Below are 21,060 nucleotides of genomic sequence, written 5' to 3' on the forward strand. Positions count from 1 at the left end.
TGAAGCCAGGGCTGGCAAATGGCCTCGCCCTTAACCTTGAGCGCGCCGATGTATCAGACAACGGAACGGATGTCCACCCGCCGCAGTGGGCCCTAACGCAAAGTTTAGCAGTATTTGGGCCGAAGCCGACCCGCTCACCTGGATTCGGCCGGCCCCGGGGTTACCTGCGTCACATGACCCATCTTGCGGCCGGGCCGCGGCGTTCCCTTGCCATAGAGGTGCACGGTTGCACCGGGGACCGTGAGCCATTGCTCATAGGTGTTGATCTCTTCGCCGATCAGGTTGGTCATCGTGACATGACCGTGCCGCAGCGGCTTGCCCAAGGGCCAGCCGGCGATGGCGCGGATGTGCTGCTCGAACTGTGAGATCGAGGCGCCGTCGAGCGTCCAATGCCCGGAATTGTGGACCCGCGGCGCGATCTCGTTGACCAGCACGCGCGGTCCGTCGTCGTCCGGCACCACGAACATCTCGACCGCGAGCACGCCGACATAGTCGAGCGCCGTGGCAATCCGGCTGGCGATGTCCCGGGCCTGATCGGCGAGCGCATCGGGGATCGCGGCCGGCGCTCGCGAGATCTTTAAGATGTGATCGCGATGCTCGTTCTCGGTCACATCGAAACATTCGACCTGCCCGTCGGCGGCGCGCGCCGCGACCACCGAGATCTCACGATCGAAGGGGACGAAGGCCTCCAGGATCGCAGATCGGGTGCCGAGTTCGGCCCAGACGCGTTCGAGATCGTCGCCGGAGCGGATCTTGATCTGCCCCTTGCCGTCATAGCCGAAGCGGCGGGTCTTGAGCACGGCGGGCAGGCCGATCCGCACGATCGCCTCGCGCAGGGAGGCGACCGAAGAGACATCGGCATAGGCCGCAGTCCGAATGCCCAGCGAGGTGACGAAATCCTTTTCCGCCAGGCGATCCTGCGTTGTCTCGAGCACCGAACGGCTCGGCAGCACCGGCCGTCTCGCAGCCAGCACCATGGCCGCCGCAGAGGGGACGTTCTCGAATTCGTAGGTCACCACGTCGACGTCGTTGGCGAACAGTTCGAGCGCCTCGACGTCGGCATATTCGGCGCAGGTGGCGTTGAGCACGACGTCGAAGGCCGGCGAATCCGGGTCCGGCGAAAACACCTGGCAGCGCAACCCAAGCCGTGCCGCCGCAAGCGCCAGCATGCGCCCCAGCTGTCCGCCGCCGAGAATGCCGATGGTATCGCCGGGCTTCAGTCGCACCCGATGGGACGCGGTCACGCCGATCCCTCCGGACGCTCGGCGACCTGCTCGCTCTGCTGGATCCGCCATGCGGAAAGGCGCGAGGCCAACGCCGAATCACTCAATGCGAGCACGCTCGCGGCCAACAGTGCTGCGTTGATCGCTCCGGGCTTGCCGATTGCCAGCGTGCCGACCGGAACGCCGGCCGGCATCTGGACGATGGAATAGAGCGAATCGAGGCCGGACAAGGTCTTGGACTCCACGGGCACGCCGAATACCGGCAATTCGGTCAACGCAGCCGTCATGCCGGGCAAATGAGCGGCGCCCCCGGCGCCGGCAATGATGACCTTGAAGCCAGCTGCCTTGGCCCCTTTGGCAAATGCGTAAAGCCGATCGGGGGTCCGATGCGCCGAGACGATGCGGGTCTCGTAGCCAAGTCCCAGCTCCGCCAACGCATCGGCGGCATGACGCATGGTATTCCAGTCCGACTGGCTTCCCATGATAATGGCGATCGGGGCAGTCATCAGCTCAATTCTTCTCAGGAATCCATAAACATGAGCCGGATTATAGGGTCCGGCCCGACAGCGGCAAGGCGTGGCAAGGAGACGGGAATGCACTATCCTGTCTTGGCAAATCGCGGCAAGCCTATAAGCAGGGCGCGGTCAGGTATTCGATGAAAAAGCACCGCAATTGGCGCGCCGGAACAGCCGCGAAACCGGGAGCCCGGGTTGGGCTGCCCAGACGCGGAAGGGACGAGGGGGAACCCGCTACCCGCCCCGAAGGCGCACGCCAGACCATTCACCGGTTGCGGCTGGAACTTGCGCAGGCGCGGAGGCAGATCGAGGACCTCAGGGCCAGCGCGGATCGGGATGTCCTGCTCGACATCTTCAATCGTCGCGCTTTTGTCCGCGCAGTGGATCGCTCGATCGCCTACATCAAACGGTACGGAGCAACCGGGGCGCTGATCCTCCTCGACGTCGACCATCTCAAACCGATCAACGATACCTTCGGTCACGCGGCGGGAGATAAGGTACTCAAGGCGGTGGCGCGAGCTTTGACCGCGCAAGTGCGCTCGTCAGATGTGGTCGGGCGTTTGGGAGGCGACGAGTTCGGCGTGCTGCTGTGGAACTTGAGCGCGGCGGATGCCGACGCCAAGGCTCGATCGCTGGAGCACGCGATCGATACGCTGAGCTTCGAATTCGATCAGCGCACGGTCCACGCCGGAGCCTCGGCCGGGATTGCAATTCTGGACATGCACGCCGATCCCGCGCGCGCGCTGGAACAGGCCGACCGCGCTATGTATGTCCGCAAGGCAGAGCGGCGGCACCCATGTGGCACACTGATCCGAGCGTAGCAGGTAGCCGAGGACAGGCGCTTACATCTCGCCGAGATCGTCCGGCACCTGTCCGAACGTGCGCAGCAGCCGTGCGTCGCTGAACGCGCCAATCATGGGATCGCCGCTGCGGCTGAAGGCGACGGCGCCGATATTCCCGTCCAGGCGCGACATCATCTCGGCGCGGCGCAGCGCCGTGGTCGAACTCTGGCATTCCTCTGCCGTGCCTGCAATCAGAGCCCCGGAGGAATCCTGCGTAAACGGCATGGCAACGTAGTAGGTGATCTCAGACATTGCGCGGTCTCCTCGAACTCCTTTCAGTGGTGAACGGCGCGCGAATCTCGCGGGAATCCCGAGAAGCCGCCGATCAGGCGGCGTCGATCACCGCGCCATCAATTGCGTTCGGTATGCAGCCGCAGGCCACCGCGGCGCGCAGTTCCTGCAATTCAATCTCGAGATATTCGTTGGCCATGATCAGCGCCTTGATGGTCGAGCGAAGGTTGCCGTCACACATCGCGATTGCCTGATCGCAGGCGCGTTCATAAATGGCATTGTCGATTGAAAAGGCGTCGGTCGAAAAAGCTTCTGTTGAGGAGGCTGGGGGCATCGGAGACTCCTGGGTCAAATTGGCCGGACGACAATCACAATTCGATTGTTCTCTTTTTGTTCTAAATTGTCAAGTAGGCCTCCACCGGCCCGCACCGTAGAGACCTCGCATCAGGCAATGATGTCGGGTGTGATCTGGTCTTCGATGAAGGCGATCCGATCGCGCAACAACAGCTTGCGCTTCTTCAGCCGTTGCAACCGCAAGAGATCGGGCGCCGGGGATTGATGCAATGCATCAATCGCCGCGTCGAGGTCGCGGTGTTCCTGCTGCAAGCGTGCGAGTTCTGCGTGCAGCTCGCGCTCGTCCTGGTCGGCCATGATCTATAATAACAAAAAAGCAGGGAGGGAGGAAAAGGCTTGCGGGAGGGACAATCGAATATTGCTGCAGCGAAGCTGCGACGCAAGCCATGAACGTCCGGCTCATGGTGTTGTCCTACTGAATTTCAAGTTCGCAGTGGCCACGATTTGCGCGCGATCTGCTCACGGTTCGTTACACATGGCGCGGGAATTCGAGGCGCAAATTTACACCTGCGGTCGACTGGCCCATCGACACGATACGCGACTTGTGTACACTCCAGAGTCCTGGTCGAATCTCAGGTTAACTTACCGAGGAGGTTTCGAATGGCCATTCAGGCGCATCTCGTTGAACTGGAACGTAAGCACAAAGTTCTTGAAAACGAATTGCATGAAGCTCTCCTACACCCATCAACTGACGACTTGCGGATTGCCGAATTGAAGCGACGAAAGCTGATGGTAAAGGATGAGATCGAGCGCTTGAAGCAGACCACCATTTCCGAAACGCTTCACTGAGGTTGAATACATCACGTCAGTACGTGATCTGGGATGGACGGTATTGTCCCATCCCAGATCAAGTTGGTATCATTTCATTCTGGCGATCCCCCAGCGTCCTCGTGTGTGGACGCGCGTGAGGGGCGAGTAGCTGTCGTTGTTACTCGTTATTAGTTCTGTTCGGTCTGGCCGAACCGCTGGGTGATCGCTTGAGGCACGGATCGCTTAAAGGCACCCATCTCTCAGGGCACGATCTAAAGGCCGGCGAGCTCGCCGACGTGATCGGCAATCGCCAGCGATGACGTCAGTCCCGGCGATTCGATTCCGAACAGATTGATCAGCCCTTCAACGCCGTGATCGCGCGGCCCCTGGATGAGGAAGTCCTGCGTGGCAACAGCGGGTGGAACGATCTTGGGGCGAATGCCCGAATAGGCCGGCATCAGCGCGCCGTCAGGCAGCGTCGGCCAGTATTTTCGGATTGCGGGATAGAAGCGTTCGGCCCGCGCGGGATCGACCGCATAGTCGATGTGATCGACCCATTCGACGTCCGGGCCGAAGCGAGCCTGTCCGGCCAGATCCAGCGTCAGATGCACGCCGAGCCCGCCGGGCTCCGGCACCGGATAGATCAGCCGTGCAAACGGCGCCCTGACGCTGCAGCTGAAGTAGTTGCCCTTGGCCAGGTAGGCCGGCGGAATCAGCTCCAGCGGCATGCCGTCGATCATGCGCGCCACCATGGAGGCATTCAGCCCGGCTGCGTTGACGAGCAGCCCGCAGGCGAGCGTCATCGGCTGCTCGCCGCCGGCATCGAGTTCGATATGGCCAGCATCGGCCTTGGCACGCAGCAAAGGCGTGTGAAAGGCAAATGCAGCACCCGCCGCTTCGGCTTCGCCGCGCAGCGACAGCATATAGGCGTGGCTGTCGATGATGCCGGTCGACGGCGACAGCAGCGCCGCATCGCAGGCGAGCGCGGGCTCCAGCGCGCGCGCTGCTTCGCCCGAGAGAAGCTCGAGGTCATCGACGCCGTTGGCGGCCGCGTGCGCGCGAATGCCTTGCAGCTTCTCTGTTTCCTTTGCCGAAGTGGCGACGATCAGCTTGCCGCAGTTGCGGTAGGGAATGCCGCGCTCGTCGCAATAGCGGTAAAGCAAGTGCTTGCCGCGCACGCAGAAGCGCGCCATCAGGCTGCCGGCCTTGTAGTAGATTCCGGCGTGAATGACCTCGCTATTCCGCGAAGAGGTGACGGTGCCAATATCCTCGGCCGCCTCGAGGACCACCACCTCGCGACCGGCTGTTGCCAGCCGTCGGGCGATGGCGAGCCCGACAACGCCCGCGCCGATGACCACGCAATCGACCTTATCCATGGAGGAACCGGCGGCAGATCGCCGAGCTGGGCCGACACACCGCAGGGCGTATCGATGTTGTGGCCCGACGCTCGAACGGCGATGTTAAGGAAGCATTCATCATCACAGATCAATTGCGGATTTTCGCGCCGCCTTTCGGGAAGGCGCTGGCAGCCGTTTACCCGATCCAAACGCGTCAGGCCAGAGATTGTACTCCCGAAATCCGCGGGTGATTGATGGCTGGCAAGAATTGGCAGGCAGGCGGCAAGAACTTGATTCCTGCGCAGGCCATTGCAGGCTTTGCCGCGGCGATGTCGCTTGCGCCTGGGCGGGCATTGGCTGCAAACGTCTTGCAGCAGCGCCCCTTCGGCGAGCTTGATGCGAACGTGCTCTGGGAAATTCTGCTCGGAGGCGTGGTCGTCTGCGCCTTTCTGGCTTCGGTCCTGCTGTGGGTCCATGCGGCGCTGCGCCGCTACAAGCGCGAACAGCTGCACCGCAACGCATTCATCAGTTCCGCGCTGAACAATCTCGGCCAGGGCATCATGATGACCGATGCGGCCAACCGCATCGTCTTCTACAACGAGAAGTTCCTGGACATCTACGGCCTCAGCCCGTCGGATATCCCGCGCAATTCGACCGGCCGCGAGCTTGCCGAGCTCCGGCGCAGGCGAGGCCTGCTCGATCTGCCGATCGAGGAATATGCTCGCCGTGCACGCGAGCCGGAGGGCTATGTGACCGAGCTGCCGGGTGGTCGCGCGGTGGTTGCAAAGCTGTTTCGTCTGCCGGATGGCGGCTCGATTGGCGTCCACGAGGAGTGCACGGAGCGGCGCAGGCTCGAGCGGGAGCTGGCTTCGACCAAGCAGTTCCTGGAGTCGGTGCTCGACCACGTGCCGGTCTGTGTTGCCGCCAAGAATATCGAGGATGGTCGCTATATCTTCGCCAACCGGGCGTTTGAGAAGTTTTCAGGCATCTCCCGCGAGCGGATCAAGGGCAGGCGCGCGAGCGAGCTGTTCTCGCCTGAAACCGCCGCGAATATCGAGGCCGCCGACCGCGCGGCATTGCTGGCGTCGGGCGGGACCTATCGCAGCGAACTGATGATCAAGCGCGGCGAGGAACGGCGCATTCTCGCCTCCAACCGCGTGATCGCTCGCAACGAGAAGAGCGAGCCGCAATTCTTGATTGCGCTGCTCGATGACGATACCGAGCGCCGCGCCTTGGGCTATGAGCTCGAAAACGCCAAGAAGTTCCTTGAGCTCGTGGTCGACAATATTCCGGTCTCGCTGATCGTCGAGCGCGTCAGCGACGGTCGCTATCTGCTGGCCAATCGCAGCGCCGAGATCATTCTCAACCGCAAGCGCGAGGACGTCACCGGGCTGACGACGGCCGATATCTTCAATCCGCGCGAGGCCAAGCTGATCATCGCCCGCGATGAGGCCGCGATCAAGAAGCGCAGCCTGATCACCGAGGAGCATCCGATCTCGACCAAGGACGGCCTGCGGCTGTTCCTGACCCGGCGAATGACGGTGCTCGACGACAATGATGAGCCGCAATATCTGATCAAGACCTATGAGGACGTGACCGACAGGCGCCAGACCGAGTCGCGGATGGCCCACATGGCCTATCACGACGGTCTGACCGATCTGCCGAACCGGGCCGCGTTCCTGCAGGCGCTGAGCCAAATGATCGAGGCGTGCGCAGGGACGGGCGAGGAGTTCGCGGTTCTCAATGTCGACCTCAAGGGCTTGAAGGAGGTCAACGACGTTTTCGGCCACGCGATCGGCGACAAGCTCCTGATCGAGGTCGCCCATCGGGTCCACGACGCCGCGCGGGGCGGCGTCGTATCGCGGCTCTCGGGCGACGAGTTCGGCCTGATCATCGATGGCAAGCAGCCCGACGCTGGCCAAAGGCTGGCCGAGCAGCTGGCGGAGGCGATCGCCATCGAGTTCCAGATCGACGGCAAATCGATCCGCACCGCATTGACGACCGGCATCTCAGTCTTCCCGCACAACGGTTCGGACCCAGCCTCGCTGCTCGCCAATGCCGGCGCCGCGCTGTTCCGCGCCAAGGCCAAGTCGCGCGGGAGCATCACCTTCTACGAACCGGAGATGGACCAGCAGATCCGCGATCGTCGCGTGCTGCACCAGGAGCTCTCGGTCGCGATCAAGAACGGCGAGCTGTCGTTGTATTTCCAGCCGCAGGCGAGCTCTGGCCGCACCGTCGACGCCAGCGAGATCATCGGTTTCGAGGCGCTCGCCCGCTGGAAGCATCCGCAGCGCGGCTTCGTCCCGCCGAGCGACTTCATCCCGCTTGCCGAGGAGAGCGGCCTGATCGTCGAGATGGGCGAGTGGATCCTGCGCGAGGCCTGTCGCGAGGCGGCCTCCTGGCCGAAGCCGCTGCAGGTCGCCGTCAACCTGTCGCCGGCGCAATTCGTTCACGGTGATCTGGTCGGGCTGGTGCATTCGATCCTGATCGAGACCGGTCTGGCACCGGACCGGCTGGAGCTCGAAATCACCGAAGGCGTGCTGATCGAGGATTTCGATCGCGGTCTTGGCCTGCTGCGCCGCCTGAAGGCGCTCGGCGTCCGCATCTCGATGGACGATTTCGGCAGCGGCTATTCGTCGCTGAGCTATCTGCAGGCGTTCCCGTTCGACAAGATCAAGATCGACCGTGCCTTCGTCATGAATCTGGGGCGAACCCCGCAATCCGCGGCCATCGTCCGCGCGGTGATCGACCTCGGCCATGGCATGAACATGTCGATCGTGGCCGAGGGCGTCGAGACGGCGGAACAGCTCGGCTTCCTGGCCGAGGAAGGCTGCGACTCCGTTCAGGGCTATCTCCTGGGCAAGCCGCTGCCGATCGAGAAGTATGATTCGCTGGTCGGTCGCAATCATGCCAATGTGATGGAGTCAGTGCGCAAGACGGGCTAGGTGAAGTGCGCATCATTGTTTGCGCACGCGACCGACGAAGTTGCGCATGGCGGATTACGATCTGGCGGTCATTGGCGGCGGGTTGAACGGCGCGAGCTTGGCGCGCGATGCGGCCGGGCGCGGTCTGCGCGTCATTCTCGTCGAACAGGGCGATCTCGGCGCTGCCGCTTCCTCGGCGACCTCCAGACTGGTTCATGGCGATCTTGCCATGCTGGAACGGCGCGGTTTCCTGCGCGTCCGTGCGGCGCTTGCGGAACGGGATGTCTGGCTTAAGACCGCGCCGCATCTGGTCCGGCCGATCCGGTTCGCGATCCCTGCGCATGCCAATGAGCGTCCGCCTTGGCGCCTGCGTGCCGGACTGTGGCTGTATGATCGATTGGGCTCGGGCGACCGCTTAGCCGCCGCAACGACCCTGGATGTCACCCATCACCCGCTCGGCAATGCATTGAAGCGCCCGATCGGCACCGCCTTCGAATATTCCGATTGCCTGGTCGATGACTCCCGGCTGGTCGTGCTCACCGCACGCGATGCGGCCGAGCGCGGAGCCACCATCTGCACCGGCGCGCGCTGCGTGCGCGCCGACCGCGATCATATCTGGCGGATTGCGCTGATCGACCGCGGCCACCGTCGCATCCTGACCGCACGTGCGCTGGCCAACGCCACCGGCGCCTGGAGCGCCTCGACCGCGGAAACCGTGCTGCGCCAGCCGTTGCCCAAACGCGTCGCCAGGCAGGTGAGCCAGATCATCGTGCCGCGCCTGTTTGATGTCGACGCGGTCTACGTGTTCCAGAATCCGGACGGACAGCTGATCTTCGCAAGCCCCTATGCGCGGGACTTCACGCTGATCGGCACCGTCTCCCACGCCTTCAAGGGCGATCCGGCTGTTGTGACGACGCCGGCCCCGGATGTCGCCTATCTCTGTACCGCGACCAATCGCTACTTCCGAGCCGAGATCCAGCCTGCCGACGTGGTCAGGACCATCTCGGGCGCCAACATGGTGCCGGCCCGCAAAGGTCGCCAGACGCCCCTGGCAGCGGCGATGAGCTTTCACGCCGGCCGGCGCCTGGCGCCGCTCCTGACCGTGTCAGGCGGCGATGTCACCACGGCCAGGCGCCGCGCCGAGCGGGCCATTGACCGGCTCACGCGGTTCTATCCGATGGCGCCGCGCTGGACCGCCAGCGCGCCGCTGCCGGGCGGCGATTTCGCCTGGGACCGCTTCGACGACCAGGTCGACCTTGCGCGCGAGCGTTGGCGCTTCCTGACGGAGACCGAGGCGCAGCGGCTGGTCGGCGCCTATGGCACGCGGCTGGCCGAAATATTGGGCGATGCCGGGACCCGCGCCGATCTCGGCCGGAGCTTCGGCGCGGAGCTCACGGAGGCCGAAGTGCGCTACCTCATGACCAGGGAATGGGCACGGTTTGCCGATGATATCCTCTGGCGCCGGACCAAGCTCGGGTTGACCATGACACCGGCAGAGCGGGACGCGCTAGAGACCTTCATGGCGGGCATCGGCAATGGAAGCGGCGGCTGCTTCACGGACGACGACAGGAGCGGGGATAGCGAAGCCGGCACGGTTGAGCCGCTGCCGATCCGCCGCTAGCTTGCGACCAGCATCGCAACGCGCATTGGGACATGGCTGAGGACAGCGCGAATATCGAGATCGCCGTAAAGCCGGCGACACCAGTGCCACTGCCGGATCCGACCACGCCGGTGCTGCGCATCGAGGGCCTGGTCAAGGCGTTCGGCAGTTTCCGCGCGATCGACGGCGTCTCGCTCGACATCCACTCCGGCGAGTTCTTCGCGCTGCTCGGCCCGAGCGGCTGTGGCAAGACCACGCTGTTGCGCATGCTGGCCGGCTTCGAGACCCCGGACGAGGGACGCATCCTGCTTGCCGGCAATGACATTGCACCGATGCTGCCGCATGAGCGTCCGGTCAACATGATGTTCCAGAACTATGCGCTGTTTCCGCATCTGTCGGCCTACGACAACATCGCCTTCGGCTTGCGGCGGGCCGGCATGGCGCGGGGCGAGATCGCCTCCCGCGTGGCCGAGATGGTCGCGCTGGTGAGGCTCGACGGCCTGGAGAAGCGCAAGCCGGATCAGCTCTCCGGCGGCCAGAAGCAACGGGTGGCGTTGGCGCGCGCGCTGGCGCGGCGACCGCAGGTATTGCTGCTCGACGAGCCCATGGCCGCGCTCGACAAGAAGCTGCGCGAGAGCACGCAAACCGAGCTGATGGAGCTGCAGCGCCGGCTCGGCATGACCTTCATCATCGTCACCCATGACCAGGACGAGGCGATGACGGTCGCGAACCGGATCGGCGTCATGGATGCCGGTCGGCTCGAACAGGTGGCAACGCCGCGGCGGCTCTATGAGGAGCCGGCCTCACGCTGGATCGCGGAGTTCGTCGGCGACGTCAATGTGTTCGAAGGCGAGGTGACAGGGCGCGAGCCGCATCGCCTCACGATCGCAACCGGCGACACCGGCGAGATCGTCGCGGCCGCGCCTTTGATGCCGCTCTCCGAATCCGCGGTCGTGGTTGCGATCCGGCCAGAGAAAGTGCGGCTGGCGCGGCGTGGACCCGCGACGGATGCCCTGAGCGCGCACGCGATCAACCGCATGGATGGCGTGGTCGTCGAGGCGAATTATCTGGGCGGCACCACGGTGTACAAGCTCAAGCTCGACGGCGGCGCGATCGTCCGCGCCGCGGCGGCCAATACCGCGCGGCTGGACGTCGATGCCTACGGCGTCGGCCATCGCGTGGTGGCGTGGTTCACGCCCGACGATTGCGTGGTGCTGGACCGGTGAGCACACGCCACACCTTCTCCCGCCCGGCGCGGCTGGCCGCGATCGCGCCCTATGTCTGGATGGTGCTGTTCTTCCTGGTGCCGTTCGGCTTCATCGTGAAGATCAGCCTGTCGCAGACGGTGATCGCGCAGCCGCCTTACACGCCGGTGTTTTCCATCACCGACGGCTGGGTGGCGATCAGCGATGCTTTCGCGGCGCTGTCGGCGGATAATTTCCGGCTGCTGCGCTCGGACGACATCTATCTGCTGTCCTATCTGCGCAGCGTCGTGGTGGCCGCAACCTCCACCGCCATCCTGCTCGCGATCGGCTATCCCATCGCCTACGGCATGGCGCGCCTGCCGAGGCGCTGGCAGGCGATCGCGATGCTGCTGGTCATCGTACCGTTCTGGACCTCGTTCCTGATCCGCATCTATGCCTGGATCAACATCCTGCAGCATGATGGGCTGCTCAATCAGATCCTGCTCGCATTGCACCTGGTGTCGCAGCCGGTGGTGTGGCTCTCGACCGATAGCGCCATGTATCTCGGCATCGTCTATTCCTATCTGCCGTTCATGATCCTGCCGCTCTATGCAACGTTGGCGAAGATGGAGCCTGCGTTGGAGGAGGCGGCGGCCGATCTCGGCGCCTCGCCGCGAGAGACCTTCTGGCTGGTGACGTTTCCGCTGTCGCTGCCGGGTGTCGGCGCCGGGGTGCTGCTGTGCTTCATCCCGATCGTCGGGGAATTCGTCATTCCTGATCTGCTCGCGGGATCGCAATCGCTGATGATCGGCCAGACGCTGTGGCTGGAGTTCTTTACCAACAAGGACTGGCCGGTGGCCTCGAGCATCGCCGTGGTCCTGCTGGTGGTGTTGCTGCTGCCACTGCTGCTTTACGACCGGCTGCAGCGCCGGCAACTGGAGGCCGGCAGGTGATGCAGTTCTCGATCTCGCCACTCGCGCCGCTCTATTCCCTCCCCCCTTGTGGGGGAGGGTTAGGGAGGGGGGTAGCCCGAAGCGACACTGCCGCTGTGAAACCCCCACCCCCAACCCCTCCCCACAAGGGGGAGGGGAGTGCAGCGGAGTCCGACGATGGCTCCTAAACCGACCCGCCTGTCCCGCTTCAACATCGCGGCGCTGTCGCTCGGCCTCGCTTTCCTCTATCTGCCGATCCTGATCCTCGTGATCTATTCGTTCAACGCCTCGCGGCTGGTGACGGTGTGGGGCGGCTGGTCGCTGCGCTGGTACCGTGAGTTCTTCAACGATCGCGCCATGATCGATGCGGCCTGGATGAGCCTGCGTGTCGCTGCGAGCTCCGCCAGCATCGCCACCGTGCTCGGCACGCTGGCCGCCATTGCGCTGTCGCGGGGACAGGGCTTCCGCGGCCGCACGCTGTTCTCTGGCATGCTCTATGCGCCGCTGGTGATGCCCGAGGTCATCACCGGCCTGTCGCTATTGCTGCTGTTCGTCGCGCTGAACGCCGAGCGCGGCTTCTGGACCGTGACGATCGCGCACACCACGCTGACCATGTGCTTCGTCGCGGTGGTGGTGCAATCGCGGCTGGTCGTGCTCGATAAGAGCTTTGAGGAAGCTGCGATGGATCTCGGCTGCGACCCGTTCCGTGCCTTCGTGCTGGTGACGTTGCCGCTGATCGCGTCCGCGGTCGCCGCCGGCTGGATGCTTGCGTTCACGCTGTCGCTGGATGACCTCGTGATCGCAAGCTTTACCACCGGACCCGGCTCGGCGACCCTGCCGATCCGGATCTATTCGGAGGTGCGTCTCGGGGTGAAGCCGGAGATCAACGCGATCTGCACGCTGGTCATCGGCCTGATCGCGGTCGTGATCGTCGTGGCCTCGCTCGCCTCCAAACTGTCCAGCGAGCGCGGCGAGAGTGCCGCACCGTTATAGCGAAGCATCCACCGGGAGCGTGTTCGCCGTTGAGAACAGTTCGGCAGCAGCGGTACTCACCTCGCGGTGGATCGCACCGCGATCCACCGACGGCGGATCGATGCAGCACGTCGGATCGGTGCTGCGACCTATCGCTGTGCTCTCCGGCAGGAACACGTAGTGGCCGGCCTCGGGAGCGACAATGTCGAGCCTGCTGTTCGGCAGTCGCTCGTGCAGCCAGCGGGCCGTGGGTGCGAGAAAATCGCCGCCACCGACCATGATGCGGGCCGGCACCTCGATCGCGGCGATGCTCGCCTCTGAAAACCCCTGCACCGAGCGCCCGGGCGCCAGCAGCAGCGCCGCCTTGATCCTGATGTCGCGATAGGAGTTCGACATGCTCGCCCACGACTCGCGGAAGATGCGGCTCCGCTCGAGCAGGCGCGGCAGGTGATCGGCGAGATCAGGGAATTCGCGCGGGCCGCGGCCGAGATTGGCGCCCGGTTCGAATGGCGAGCGGACCATGATCGCGCCAAGCAGGGCCGTGATCGTCGCGCCGCCCAGCGAATAGCCGACGGCAAAGATATGATCGGGATCGATGCGGTCTGCGAATGCGGGGACGGTGCCGAGCCGGTCGAGCAGCAAGCTGATGTCGCGCGCCCGCTCCCAGGAGGAGAGGAAGCCCTCGGCGCGATAGGGCTCGGCATGGCTATTGCCGTGATGATCAACCGCAACCGCGATGAAGCCGCGGCGGGCGAGATGGCGCGCCAGCCATTCCTGCTGCAGGCCGTGGCCGCCGGTGCCGTGCGAGAACACCACCAGGGGATAGCGCCCCTCGTTGAGCGGCGCATTCAGCGCGGCCATATCCGCCTTGAACCAGCCCCGCGGCAGCGGCGCGAGCGGTAACGCTACCTCGACAGCGCCCGCCGCGGCCGGGTACCATGCAGCCCAGGTGACGGGCCTCGGTGCATCACCATCCCAGTTCGGACGCGCCGGATCGTCGAACCGGCCGTGCACAAATCCAATCGGCATCAATCCATCACGACTTCACCGCGCCGGCGGTCAATCCGCCCACCATGTAGCGCTTGAAGGCATAATAGACTGCGGCCGGCGGCAGCGCATAGATGAAGCCGGTGGTCATCAGCAGCTCCCACGGCGAATCGTCCGCGGCCAGGAAGTTACCGAGCGCGACGGGAAGCGTGATGTCCTTGTCGTTGGACAGCAGCAGGAAGGCGTAGAGATATTCGTTCCAGGCGAGCAGCACCGCATAGGTGCCGATCGCGACCAGCGAGGGCATCATCAGCGGCAGATAGACCAGGCGGAAGATCTGCAACGGGCTCGCGCCGTCCATGATCGCGGCCTCGTCGAGCTCGACCGGCAGCTTGTCGGAAGCCTGCTTCAGCACCCAGATCGCGTAAGGCGCCGCGATCGTCACCATCGCGAGGATCAGCGACCAGTGAGTGTTGAGCAGGCCGTATTTGCCCATGGTGCGATACATCGGCACGGCCAGGAACGCCGCCGGGATGAAATAGGTGAACAGCGCCAGGTTCATCACCATGCGGCTGCCCGGCACGCGCAGCCGCGAGATCGCGAACGCGGCGCAGGTCGCGACCACCAGCGTCAGCGCGCCGACGGCGGCTGCGATCAGCACCGAGTTGCCGAACTGCAGCCAGAAGTCGCGCAGGAAGTAATGCTGCTGGTGAAAGACGATCGAGAAATTATGCAACGTCGGATGGTCCGGCCAGAGCTTGCCGGAGAACGCGTCCTCCTTCGGGGAGATCGCGAACAGGAACATGTGGTAGATCGGCACCATGGTCCAGATGAAGACGGGGATGCCGATGAGGAGCAGCCGCGCCTCGGTACCAACATCCCGCCAAGTCAGTTCGGGCCAAGTGAGTTCGCCAACGACGGGGAGCTTCATCGGGACAACCGCTTCATCATGAAATAGACCAGGGGCAATACCAGCGGCAGCGCGCAGACGATGGAGGCCATCGCGAGGCTGAGCTGGTCGAGCCGGAGATAGCGGATGCCGAGCGTGGACAGCACATGGGTGAGGTCCGCAGGTCCGCCGCCGGTCAGGAGATAGACGCTGTTGAAGTCGCCGAGCGTCCAGATCATCGATAGCAGCGTGCAGGTCACATACAGCGTCTGCATCGACGGCCAGGTGATGTAGCGGAATTTCTGCCACCAGGTGGCGCCGTCGACATCGGCGGCCTCGAACAGGTCGTGCGAGATCGCAAGCCGCCCCGTCATCAGGATCAGGGTCCAGAACGGCAGCGATTTCCAGATGTGGACGCCGATCGCCATCGACAGCGCCACCGCCGGATCGTTCAGCCAGTTCGGCCCATCATCGCCGGTGAACTGGAAGATGAGCTGGTTGATCACCCCCCATTCGGGGTTGAGCATGAAGCGCACCGACAGGATGGTCGGGATCGACGGCACCGCCCAGGGCAGGATGAAGATGACGGACAGCCATCTGATCCAGCTGCGCTGCTGGACGAAGAAGCCGGACAGGAACAGCGCGATCACCATCTTTACGTTGATGCCGATCACGAGGAAGATCAGCGTGTTGATCGCCGCGCGCGCAAAGATCGGATCGTTGTACAGCGCGACATAGCTCGCCGGATGGCGGGCGAGCCAGAGGCCGTAGCCGACCGGATAGACCACGAAGGCGAGAAACACCAGCAGGTAGGGGGCGAGCATCACGATGCCCCAGACCTGCGGTGACGTCAGCCGCGGCGGGCGTGGTGCGACGGCTATCGCCTGATCCGATGCTGAGAGCGTGATCGCCATGATCGGTTACTTTCTCGCGGTGATGCTGCTGCAGTGGCGGTGTCGTCCCGGCGAACGCCGGGACCCATACGCCGCGGCAGTCATTTTGAAAGACGGCGTCAACGACGTCCCCTCCTATCACAACGGCCTGTGGTTATGGGTCCCCGCTCCGCGCGCGCAATTGCGCGCTAGTCGGGGACGACACCAGTTGTTGTTCGGGCGGCCATTCTACTTAACCCGCGACCTCCTTGATCCGCGCAATCAGCTCATCGACCGCCTTGTCGACCGGCACCTTCTCGCTGACCACGCGGTTCATCGCCTTGGCCCAGACGTTCTCGTTGTTGAGGATGGTGAACTTGTAGTTCTTGGTGAAGTCGAACGGCGAGGTGCCGCCGGTGAACTGGGTGTAGACCGCCTTGCGATGACGGTCGGCCTGCCAGAACGGGCTCTTTTGGCCTGCGATGGTGACCGGGAACCAGCGGCCGAGCGCACCCTCGACATAGGGCCCGAGGTTCTCTTCCTGCATCAGGAATTTGATGAACTCCTTGCCCTGCTCCTTGTGCTTGGCGTTGGCGAAGATCAGGCCGGTCTTCACGTCGGAGCGGTATTTGATCGGCGTGCCATCCGGCTTGTTGGGGAAGGACGCCGTGATGATGTCCTCCTCATAGGCCTTCTTGCCGGCGGCGCGCTGCTCGGGCGTCAGTGCCGGATTGGTGGAGTCCTCGAACCACTTCGCCGCGATCGAGATCGTGAAATTGTGGGTCATCACGATCGTCTTATTGTGGAACGCGACGTTGTTGTCCGGGTCCTTCCACGTGGTCGAGGAGGGCGGGGTGCAGCCTTTGATGTAGGTGTCGGTGTAATCCTTCAGCGCGTGGATCAAGCCGTCGCGGACCTTGGGATCGTCCACCAGCAGCTTGCCGTCGTCGTCGACCAGCTTGACGTTATACGCGTCCATGAAGGTGTAGAACGACTGGAAGGAGTCGGTCGATTCCACGCCCATCGGCTGCCCGACGCCATAGATGCGCTCGCGGGTTGCCTTGCGGATCGCCGGCTGCACCTTGTCGCACCAGAACGACCAGTAGTCCTCCCACTTGGTCGGGATGTCGCTCTGCTTGAAGCCGGCCTTCTCCAGCATGTCGCCCCAGATCTGCACATGCATGCTCTGCTGCTTCAGCGGGAAGCCGTAATAGGCCTTCTTCTTGGCGACGTTGTTGTAGAGATAGGCGGTCTCGATCGTGTTGGGTGCGAACGCCGACTTCATCGGCTCCAGGATGTCGCTGAGATCCTCGAGCTTGCCCTCGTAGGCCCATTTGCCCTGCGCCTGCACATCATAGGTGTCGGAATAGGCGACATCGGGCACGGTGCCGGAATCCAGCGCCGCCACGGTCTTCGGAATCATGTCCTGGATCGCGTATTGCGACAGCTCGACCTTGATCCCGGTCTTGGCCTCGAATTTCTTGACGACGTTCAAGAGCGCATCGTCTTCCGACTTGTAGAAGCCCTTGCCCCACCAGACGGTGATGGTGTCCTGTGCGATGGCTGGTGCTGCAGCGCAAAACAGTCCGGCCACTGCAGCCGCGAGCGAAAGCGCGCCCATTCCTCTGGATTTCACGTGTCTCTCCCTGTTCTGCCGATCTTGTCTGGTCGGCCGGAGCGGACACTAGCGCAGCACGTTGGTGCGATCCAGTTGCAAGATATCAGACATAGGTCGTGCGCGAGAGGTGAGGCAGAAGGTCGCTGTTCAATGCGACGCTCAATTCGACATTTAGTTCGACTTGGGGGAATCGTTGTTGCCTTGCGCATCGGTGGTGGAAGGCTGTGGTGCCTCCTGCTGCGTCGGCCGCAGGCCGCCGGTGAAGCGCTCGATCATGGAGCGCACCTTGCGGTCTTTCAGCGCGTCCAAGAGCGGCGCGGCCGCCGGCGCGCGACGGATCAGGCTCTCGGGGTCGGGGAAGATCAGCGGGTCTTCCCAAGGTCCCTGCACGACGAACGGCAATTCGAAGCCGTTGCCGCCATTGGCTGCCGCGGGCAGGCTGGCGGTGCCTTTGAAATCGTATTCCCGTGTCGGCACCGACGCAGTGCCGGTCATCGTGATACGTGCGGTCGGGCCGTCGACGCGGATGTCTTCGGCCGTAGCGATGCCCTCGGCGAATTTGACCGCGATGGTGAGATTGTCATAGGGCGTCGCGCCGGTCCGGAAATTGCCGCTGCCCGACAGCGGCCGCCGCTCCAGCCGCTTCAACAACTGCTCGACATTGAAGCCGGAAATGGCGCCGTCGTGCCCCTGCAATGTGGCGTTGCCGTCGAGCGATTGCGCCAATCCAAACGGGCTCGACCCGGATGCGGTCAGCGAGACGTTGAGATTGCCGTGGCCGGACAACGACGAGACGCCGAACAATTCGCTGGCGCAGGCCTGCAGGTCCACGTCGCTGAACTGCAATTCGGCCTTGATGTCGGCCATGGTGTCGGCACGGGCGAGCCCGAACGATCCGCGAATGATGCCGCCGCACATCTGCGCCTCGCCGACCGAGAGCGCCAGCACACCGTTGCGCAAGTTCGCCCCGAAAGCTGTCCGTCCGAGCTTGGAGGGGCCCACCGTCACGCGCGCCGCCGACAGGCGCATGTCGAGGTCGGTGGTCGAGAGCGCCTTCAGGTCGAACATCTGCCGATTCCAGTCGCGCGCGCCATTAGCGAGCAGACGGAAGGTCGAGATGTAAGGCGTGAAGTCGAGGCCGTCGGCGGCCAGCGTGGCCTGCAAGGTCTGCCGGCCGTTATTGGCATAGGTCATCACGCCCTCGGCCGAATTGCCGTCGAGCTCGACATTGACATTGGTCAGCGCGATCGAGGCGCCCACCACATTGGCCCGCGCGCGGAGCGCGAAGCGGCCGAAGCCGCTGCCGCCGAGCGGCGTCTGCCCGGTCCAGCGCAGCGCCTCGCGCAGCGATGGGCTGTCGATGGTGAGCGTGCCTTCCATCAGGGCGCTGGTGCGGTTGGCAATGGTGCCGTCAAACGCGACCTTCACCGGCGGGCTGGCCAGCCGCATCTTCAGGCCCGAGCGGTCGCCCGAGAGCGCGGCCAGGAAATCGCTGACGCTGATCGAGCCCTCGATGCGCTGGCCCCGCCAGTCGAATTGCCCGGTTGCGGCGAAGGACCGCGAGATCGATGGCCAGGCCAGTGACAGGTCGATGTCGTCGAGCTTTTCCGATGCGCCTGTCCCGCCATTCTCGTAGGCGAGCGTGCCGTCCTGGATGCGGATCTCGGAGAACGACATCTGGCTCTCGGAGCCGGGCCGCATCGTGCGCGTGATGGTCTGGATGAAGGGCGTCCAGTTGCTGGAGCCGTCGGCATCGTGAATGACATTGATATGCGGCCGCAACATCATCAGATCGGCGATCTCGAAGCGCTGCAGCAGCAGCGGCAACAGCCGCAGATTGGCGGTCAACACGTCGACACGCAGCGCCGGGTCGCCCGCAGCGCCGCCCTTCAGGCCGACATCGTGGAAGGAGACGTAGCTGCCCGGAAATACCGAGACATCGATATTGCCGTTGACCAGGAGCTCAAGCCCGGTGACAGCGCGGATCTGTGTCTCCACCGCCCGACGCAACGCGTCGCGATTGATCAGCCAGGAGCTGGTGACCATGCCGATCAGGGCGAGCCCGAGCAGTGCCGCAATCGGCGTGCCGAGGCGCCTCATTCCTTGGGCCATGGTCACTGACATGTCCTGGATTGTCGTCGGATCGCTGTTTCAGGGAGATGGGCAGGGCGCGCCGAAACCCGTGCCAACATCAACAACTTGATCGGATTTCTTGACGCTTTCAAGGCCGCGCCTCGGATGTGGCCGGATTACGGCGATCCCTTAAGGTGCGGCGTTCCGTAGATCCACGGCGGGGGTGGATGAGGGAGCGCCGGCGCGTTCCCGAAGCACGGGAGAACGTCCGGGAGGGTGTCATTGACGCGTTGCGAAGATTTCGCCTAATAATCCGGATCATCCGGCGCATGGCCGTACTTTCGATCAGGTCATTTCCATGAACAAGGTCTATCCCGACGCCAAAACGGCCCTCGCTGGCCTTCTCAAGGATGGCATGACCATCATGTCGGGGGGCTTCGGCCTCTGCGGCATTGCCGAGACCTTGTCGGACGCGATCCGCGATTCCGGGGTCAAGAATCTGACGGTGATCTCCAACAATGCCGGCGTTGACGGCATCGGCTTGAGCCGCCTCCTGGAGACGCGCCAGATCAAGAAGATGATCTCATCCTATGTCGGCGAGAATAAGCTGTTCGCGCAGCAATATCTGGCCGGCGAGCTGGAACTTGAGTTTTGTCCACAGGGCACGCTTGCCGAGCGCATCCGCGCGGGCGGCGCGGGCATTCCGGCCTTCTTCACCAAGACCGGGGTTGGAACCCTGGTGGCCGAGGGCAAGGAAGTCCGTGAGTTCGACGGTGAGAAATATCTGATGGAACGCGGGCTGTTCGCGGACCTCGCCATCGTCCACGCCTGGAAGGGCGACACTGCGGGCAATCTCGTCTATCGCAAGACTGCGCGCAATTTTAACCCGATGATGGCGACGGCCGCGAAGATCACGGTGGCGGAGGTCGAGCATCTGTTGCCGGCCGGCCAGATCGATCCCGACCACATCCACACGCCCGGCATTTTCGTCAAGCGCATCGTTCAGGTCGGTACTGCGTTGAAGCGTATCGAGCAGCGCACCGTGCGCAAGCGCGAGAACGCCGCCGCAACCGGAGAGGAAGTCTGATGGCCTGGACCAGAGAGCAGATGGCGGCCCGCGCCGCCAAGGAACTGCGCGACGGCTACTACGTCAACCTCGGTATCGGCATCCCGACCCTGGTCTCGAACTACATCCCGCCGGGCGTCGACGTCGCCTTGCAGAGCGAGAACGGCATGCTCGGCATGGGACCCTTCCCTTACGAGGGCGAAGAGGACCCTGACCTCATCAACGCCGGCAAGCAGACCGTCACCGAGTTGCCGATCACCAGCTATTTCTCCTCGGCCGATTCCTTCGCGATGGTGCGCGGTGGCCATATCGACCTGTCGATCCTCGGCGCCATGCAGGTGGCCCAGAACGGCGATCTCGCCAACTGGATGATCCCCGGCAAGATGGTCAAGGGCATGGGCGGCGCGATGGATCTCGTCGCGGGCGTCAAGCGGGTCGTCGTCGTCATGGAGCACTCCGCCAAGGACGGCCCGAAGCTGCTCAAGAAGTGCACGCTGCCGCTGACCGGCGAGCGCGTGGTCGACATGGTGGTCACCGACCTCGCCGTGTTCACGATCGACAAGCATGGCAATGACGGCATGGCGCTGATCGAGCTCGCCGAGGGCGTCACGCTCGACGAGGTGAAGGCCAAGACCGAAGCCGAATTCCGCGTCGCGCTGACGAACACTTAAGCGCAGATATTCCTGAAGAT

Annotated in this window: 20 protein-coding genes; 9 read left to right on the forward strand and 11 right to left on the reverse strand. The window is 63.8% G+C overall.

Features of this window, described 5'->3' with window-relative positions:
• Positions 1 to 134 precede the first annotated feature (134 nt).
• Together ACQR1W_RS08105 and purE are read right to left on the reverse strand one after the other, a co-directional pair.
• Positions 135 to 1,244, reverse strand: coding sequence for a 5-(carboxyamino)imidazole ribonucleotide synthase (locus tag ACQR1W_RS08105; RefSeq protein ID WP_434850278.1), 1,110 nt, complete (start codon positions 1,242 to 1,244; stop codon positions 135 to 137).
• On the reverse strand, positions 1,241 to 1,729 hold the full coding sequence (gene purE / locus ACQR1W_RS08110) for a 5-(carboxyamino)imidazole ribonucleotide mutase (protein ID WP_008974176.1): 489 nt from the start codon (positions 1,727 to 1,729) through the stop codon (positions 1,241 to 1,243). The genes ACQR1W_RS08105 and purE overlap by 4 nt, the downstream gene beginning before the upstream one ends.
• Before the next feature lie 149 nt (positions 1,730 to 1,878).
• Here purE and ACQR1W_RS08115 point away from each other — a divergent pair, with 149 nt between their 5' ends.
• Positions 1,879 to 2,559 carry a GGDEF domain-containing protein gene (locus ACQR1W_RS08115; protein WP_434850279.1) on the forward strand — a complete coding sequence of 227 codons (681 nt, stop codon included), beginning with the start codon at positions 1,879 to 1,881 and terminating at the stop codon, positions 2,557 to 2,559.
• Positions 2,560 to 2,580: 21 nt separating this feature from the next.
• Here ACQR1W_RS08115 and ACQR1W_RS08120 read toward each other — a convergent pair whose 3' ends face one another.
• The 3 genes from ACQR1W_RS08120 to ACQR1W_RS08130 all read right to left on the reverse strand — a co-directional run bounded on the left by ACQR1W_RS08120 (position 2,581) and on the right by ACQR1W_RS08130 (position 3,462).
• Positions 2,581 to 2,832 carry a hypothetical protein gene (locus ACQR1W_RS08120; RefSeq protein WP_434850280.1) on the reverse strand — a complete coding sequence of 84 codons (252 nt, stop codon included), beginning with the start codon at positions 2,830 to 2,832 and terminating at the stop codon, positions 2,581 to 2,583.
• A gap of 73 nt (positions 2,833 to 2,905) precedes the next feature.
• Complete coding sequence (locus ACQR1W_RS08125) at positions 2,906 to 3,145, reverse strand: hypothetical protein (RefSeq protein WP_434850281.1); 240 nt, start codon at positions 3,143 to 3,145, stop codon at positions 2,906 to 2,908.
• Positions 3,146 to 3,255: 110 nt separating this feature from the next.
• Positions 3,256 to 3,462 carry a YdcH family protein gene (locus tag ACQR1W_RS08130; protein ID WP_035983918.1) on the reverse strand — a complete coding sequence of 69 codons (207 nt, stop codon included), beginning with the start codon at positions 3,460 to 3,462 and terminating at the stop codon, positions 3,256 to 3,258.
• A gap of 303 nt (positions 3,463 to 3,765) precedes the next feature.
• Between ACQR1W_RS08130 and ACQR1W_RS08135 the strand changes: the two genes are divergently transcribed.
• Complete coding sequence (locus ACQR1W_RS08135) at positions 3,766 to 3,954, forward strand: YdcH family protein (RefSeq protein ID WP_035983919.1); 189 nt, start codon at positions 3,766 to 3,768, stop codon at positions 3,952 to 3,954.
• A 233-nt stretch (positions 3,955 to 4,187) separates the two neighbouring features.
• Here the strand turns inward: ACQR1W_RS08135 and ACQR1W_RS08140 are convergent, their stop codons facing one another.
• Positions 4,188 to 5,291 (reverse strand): NAD(P)/FAD-dependent oxidoreductase, encoded by a 1,104-nt coding sequence (locus ACQR1W_RS08140; protein WP_434850282.1) that lies wholly within the window; start codon positions 5,289 to 5,291, stop codon positions 4,188 to 4,190.
• Between the two features lie 215 nt (positions 5,292 to 5,506).
• Between ACQR1W_RS08140 and ACQR1W_RS08145 the strand changes: the two genes are divergently transcribed.
• From ACQR1W_RS08145 to ACQR1W_RS08165, 5 genes are all read left to right on the forward strand, one after another.
• Positions 5,507 to 8,197 (forward strand): sensor domain-containing protein, encoded by a 2,691-nt coding sequence (locus tag ACQR1W_RS08145; RefSeq protein WP_434850283.1) that lies wholly within the window; start codon positions 5,507 to 5,509, stop codon positions 8,195 to 8,197.
• Between the two features lie 46 nt (positions 8,198 to 8,243).
• Positions 8,244 to 9,797, forward strand: coding sequence for a glycerol-3-phosphate dehydrogenase (locus ACQR1W_RS08150; RefSeq protein ID WP_434850284.1), 1,554 nt, complete (start codon positions 8,244 to 8,246; stop codon positions 9,795 to 9,797).
• A 32-nt stretch (positions 9,798 to 9,829) separates the two neighbouring features.
• Complete coding sequence (locus ACQR1W_RS08155) at positions 9,830 to 11,002, forward strand: ABC transporter ATP-binding protein (RefSeq protein ID WP_434850285.1); 1,173 nt, start codon at positions 9,830 to 9,832, stop codon at positions 11,000 to 11,002.
• Positions 10,999 to 11,913 (forward strand): ABC transporter permease, encoded by a 915-nt coding sequence (locus ACQR1W_RS08160; protein WP_434850286.1) that lies wholly within the window; start codon positions 10,999 to 11,001, stop codon positions 11,911 to 11,913. Before ACQR1W_RS08155 ends, ACQR1W_RS08160 begins: the two co-directional genes overlap by 4 nt.
• A gap of 156 nt (positions 11,914 to 12,069) precedes the next feature.
• Entirely contained in the window at positions 12,070 to 12,885 is an 816-nt protein-coding gene (locus ACQR1W_RS08165) for an ABC transporter permease (RefSeq protein WP_434850287.1), read from the forward strand.
• Here ACQR1W_RS08165 and ACQR1W_RS08170 read toward each other — a convergent pair.
• The 5 genes from ACQR1W_RS08170 to ACQR1W_RS08190 form a co-directional block, all read right to left on the reverse strand.
• The gene (locus ACQR1W_RS08170) at positions 12,880 to 13,893 is read right to left on the reverse strand and encodes an alpha/beta hydrolase family protein (protein WP_434850288.1); all 1,014 of its coding nucleotides are present in this window, start codon (positions 13,891 to 13,893) and stop codon (positions 12,880 to 12,882) included. The genes ACQR1W_RS08165 and ACQR1W_RS08170 overlap by 6 nt on opposite strands.
• A gap of 7 nt (positions 13,894 to 13,900) precedes the next feature.
• Positions 13,901 to 14,782: a carbohydrate ABC transporter permease gene (locus tag ACQR1W_RS08175; RefSeq protein ID WP_434850289.1), complete on the reverse strand. Its 882-nt coding sequence runs from the start codon at positions 14,780 to 14,782 to the stop codon at positions 13,901 to 13,903.
• Positions 14,779 to 15,654, reverse strand: a complete 876-nt coding sequence (locus ACQR1W_RS08180; RefSeq protein WP_434850290.1) for a carbohydrate ABC transporter permease — start codon at positions 15,652 to 15,654, stop codon at positions 14,779 to 14,781. Before ACQR1W_RS08180 ends, ACQR1W_RS08175 begins: the two co-directional genes overlap by 4 nt.
• 211 nt (positions 15,655 to 15,865) lie before the next feature.
• A complete protein-coding gene (locus ACQR1W_RS08185; protein WP_008969553.1) occupies positions 15,866 to 17,248 on the reverse strand; it encodes an ABC transporter substrate-binding protein in 1,383 nt (460 codons plus the stop codon).
• Between the two features lie 153 nt (positions 17,249 to 17,401).
• Positions 17,402 to 19,342, reverse strand: a complete 1,941-nt coding sequence (locus ACQR1W_RS08190) for an AsmA family protein (RefSeq protein ID WP_434850462.1) — start codon at positions 19,340 to 19,342, stop codon at positions 17,402 to 17,404.
• Positions 19,343 to 19,661: 319 nt separating this feature from the next.
• Here ACQR1W_RS08190 and ACQR1W_RS08195 point away from each other — a divergent pair, with 319 nt between their 5' ends.
• On the forward strand, positions 19,662 to 20,390 hold the full coding sequence (locus tag ACQR1W_RS08195; RefSeq protein WP_434850291.1) for a CoA transferase subunit A: 729 nt from the start codon (positions 19,662 to 19,664) through the stop codon (positions 20,388 to 20,390).
• Positions 20,390 to 21,040 carry a CoA transferase subunit B gene (locus tag ACQR1W_RS08200; protein ID WP_008969557.1) on the forward strand — a complete coding sequence of 217 codons (651 nt, stop codon included), beginning with the start codon at positions 20,390 to 20,392 and terminating at the stop codon, positions 21,038 to 21,040. The genes ACQR1W_RS08195 and ACQR1W_RS08200 overlap by 1 nt, the downstream gene beginning before the upstream one ends.
• Positions 21,041 to 21,060 lie beyond the last annotated feature (20 nt).

This window comes from Bradyrhizobium sp. HKCCYLS1011 (genome assembly GCF_051167795.1).
Classification (GTDB): Bacteria; Pseudomonadota; Alphaproteobacteria; order Rhizobiales; family Xanthobacteraceae; genus Bradyrhizobium.

Coding starts and splice junctions, on each gene's coding strand:
- purE (WP_008974176.1), bottom strand. CDS start 1,729: ATGACTGCCCCGATCGCCATTATCATGGGAAGCCAGTCGGACTGGAAT.
- ACQR1W_RS08115 (WP_434850279.1), top strand. CDS start 1,879: ATGAAAAAGCACCGCAATTGGCGCGCCGGAACAGCCGCGAAACCGGGA.
- ACQR1W_RS08120 (WP_434850280.1), bottom strand. CDS start 2,832: ATGTCTGAGATCACCTACTACGTTGCCATGCCGTTTACGCAGGATTCC.
- ACQR1W_RS08125 (WP_434850281.1), bottom strand. CDS start 3,145: ATGCCCCCAGCCTCCTCAACAGAAGCTTTTTCGACCGACGCCTTTTCA.
- ACQR1W_RS08130 (WP_035983918.1), bottom strand. CDS start 3,462: ATGGCCGACCAGGACGAGCGCGAGCTGCACGCAGAACTCGCACGCTTG.
- ACQR1W_RS08135 (WP_035983919.1), top strand. CDS start 3,766: ATGGCCATTCAGGCGCATCTCGTTGAACTGGAACGTAAGCACAAAGTT.
- ACQR1W_RS08140 (WP_434850282.1), bottom strand. CDS start 5,291: ATGGATAAGGTCGATTGCGTGGTCATCGGCGCGGGCGTTGTCGGGCTC.
- ACQR1W_RS08145 (WP_434850283.1), top strand. CDS start 5,507: ATGGCTGGCAAGAATTGGCAGGCAGGCGGCAAGAACTTGATTCCTGCG.
- ACQR1W_RS08150 (WP_434850284.1), top strand. CDS start 8,244: ATGGCGGATTACGATCTGGCGGTCATTGGCGGCGGGTTGAACGGCGCG.
- ACQR1W_RS08155 (WP_434850285.1), top strand. CDS start 9,830: ATGGCTGAGGACAGCGCGAATATCGAGATCGCCGTAAAGCCGGCGACA.
- ACQR1W_RS08165 (WP_434850287.1), top strand. CDS start 12,070: ATGGCTCCTAAACCGACCCGCCTGTCCCGCTTCAACATCGCGGCGCTG.
- ACQR1W_RS08170 (WP_434850288.1), bottom strand. CDS start 13,893: ATGCCGATTGGATTTGTGCACGGCCGGTTCGACGATCCGGCGCGTCCG.
- ACQR1W_RS08175 (WP_434850289.1), bottom strand. CDS start 14,782: ATGAAGCTCCCCGTCGTTGGCGAACTCACTTGGCCCGAACTGACTTGG.
- ACQR1W_RS08180 (WP_434850290.1), bottom strand. CDS start 15,654: ATGGCGATCACGCTCTCAGCATCGGATCAGGCGATAGCCGTCGCACCA.
- ACQR1W_RS08190 (WP_434850462.1), bottom strand. CDS start 19,342: ATGGCCCAAGGAATGAGGCGCCTCGGCACGCCGATTGCGGCACTGCTC.
- ACQR1W_RS08195 (WP_434850291.1), top strand. CDS start 19,662: ATGAACAAGGTCTATCCCGACGCCAAAACGGCCCTCGCTGGCCTTCTC.
- ACQR1W_RS08200 (WP_008969557.1), top strand. CDS start 20,390: ATGGCCTGGACCAGAGAGCAGATGGCGGCCCGCGCCGCCAAGGAACTG.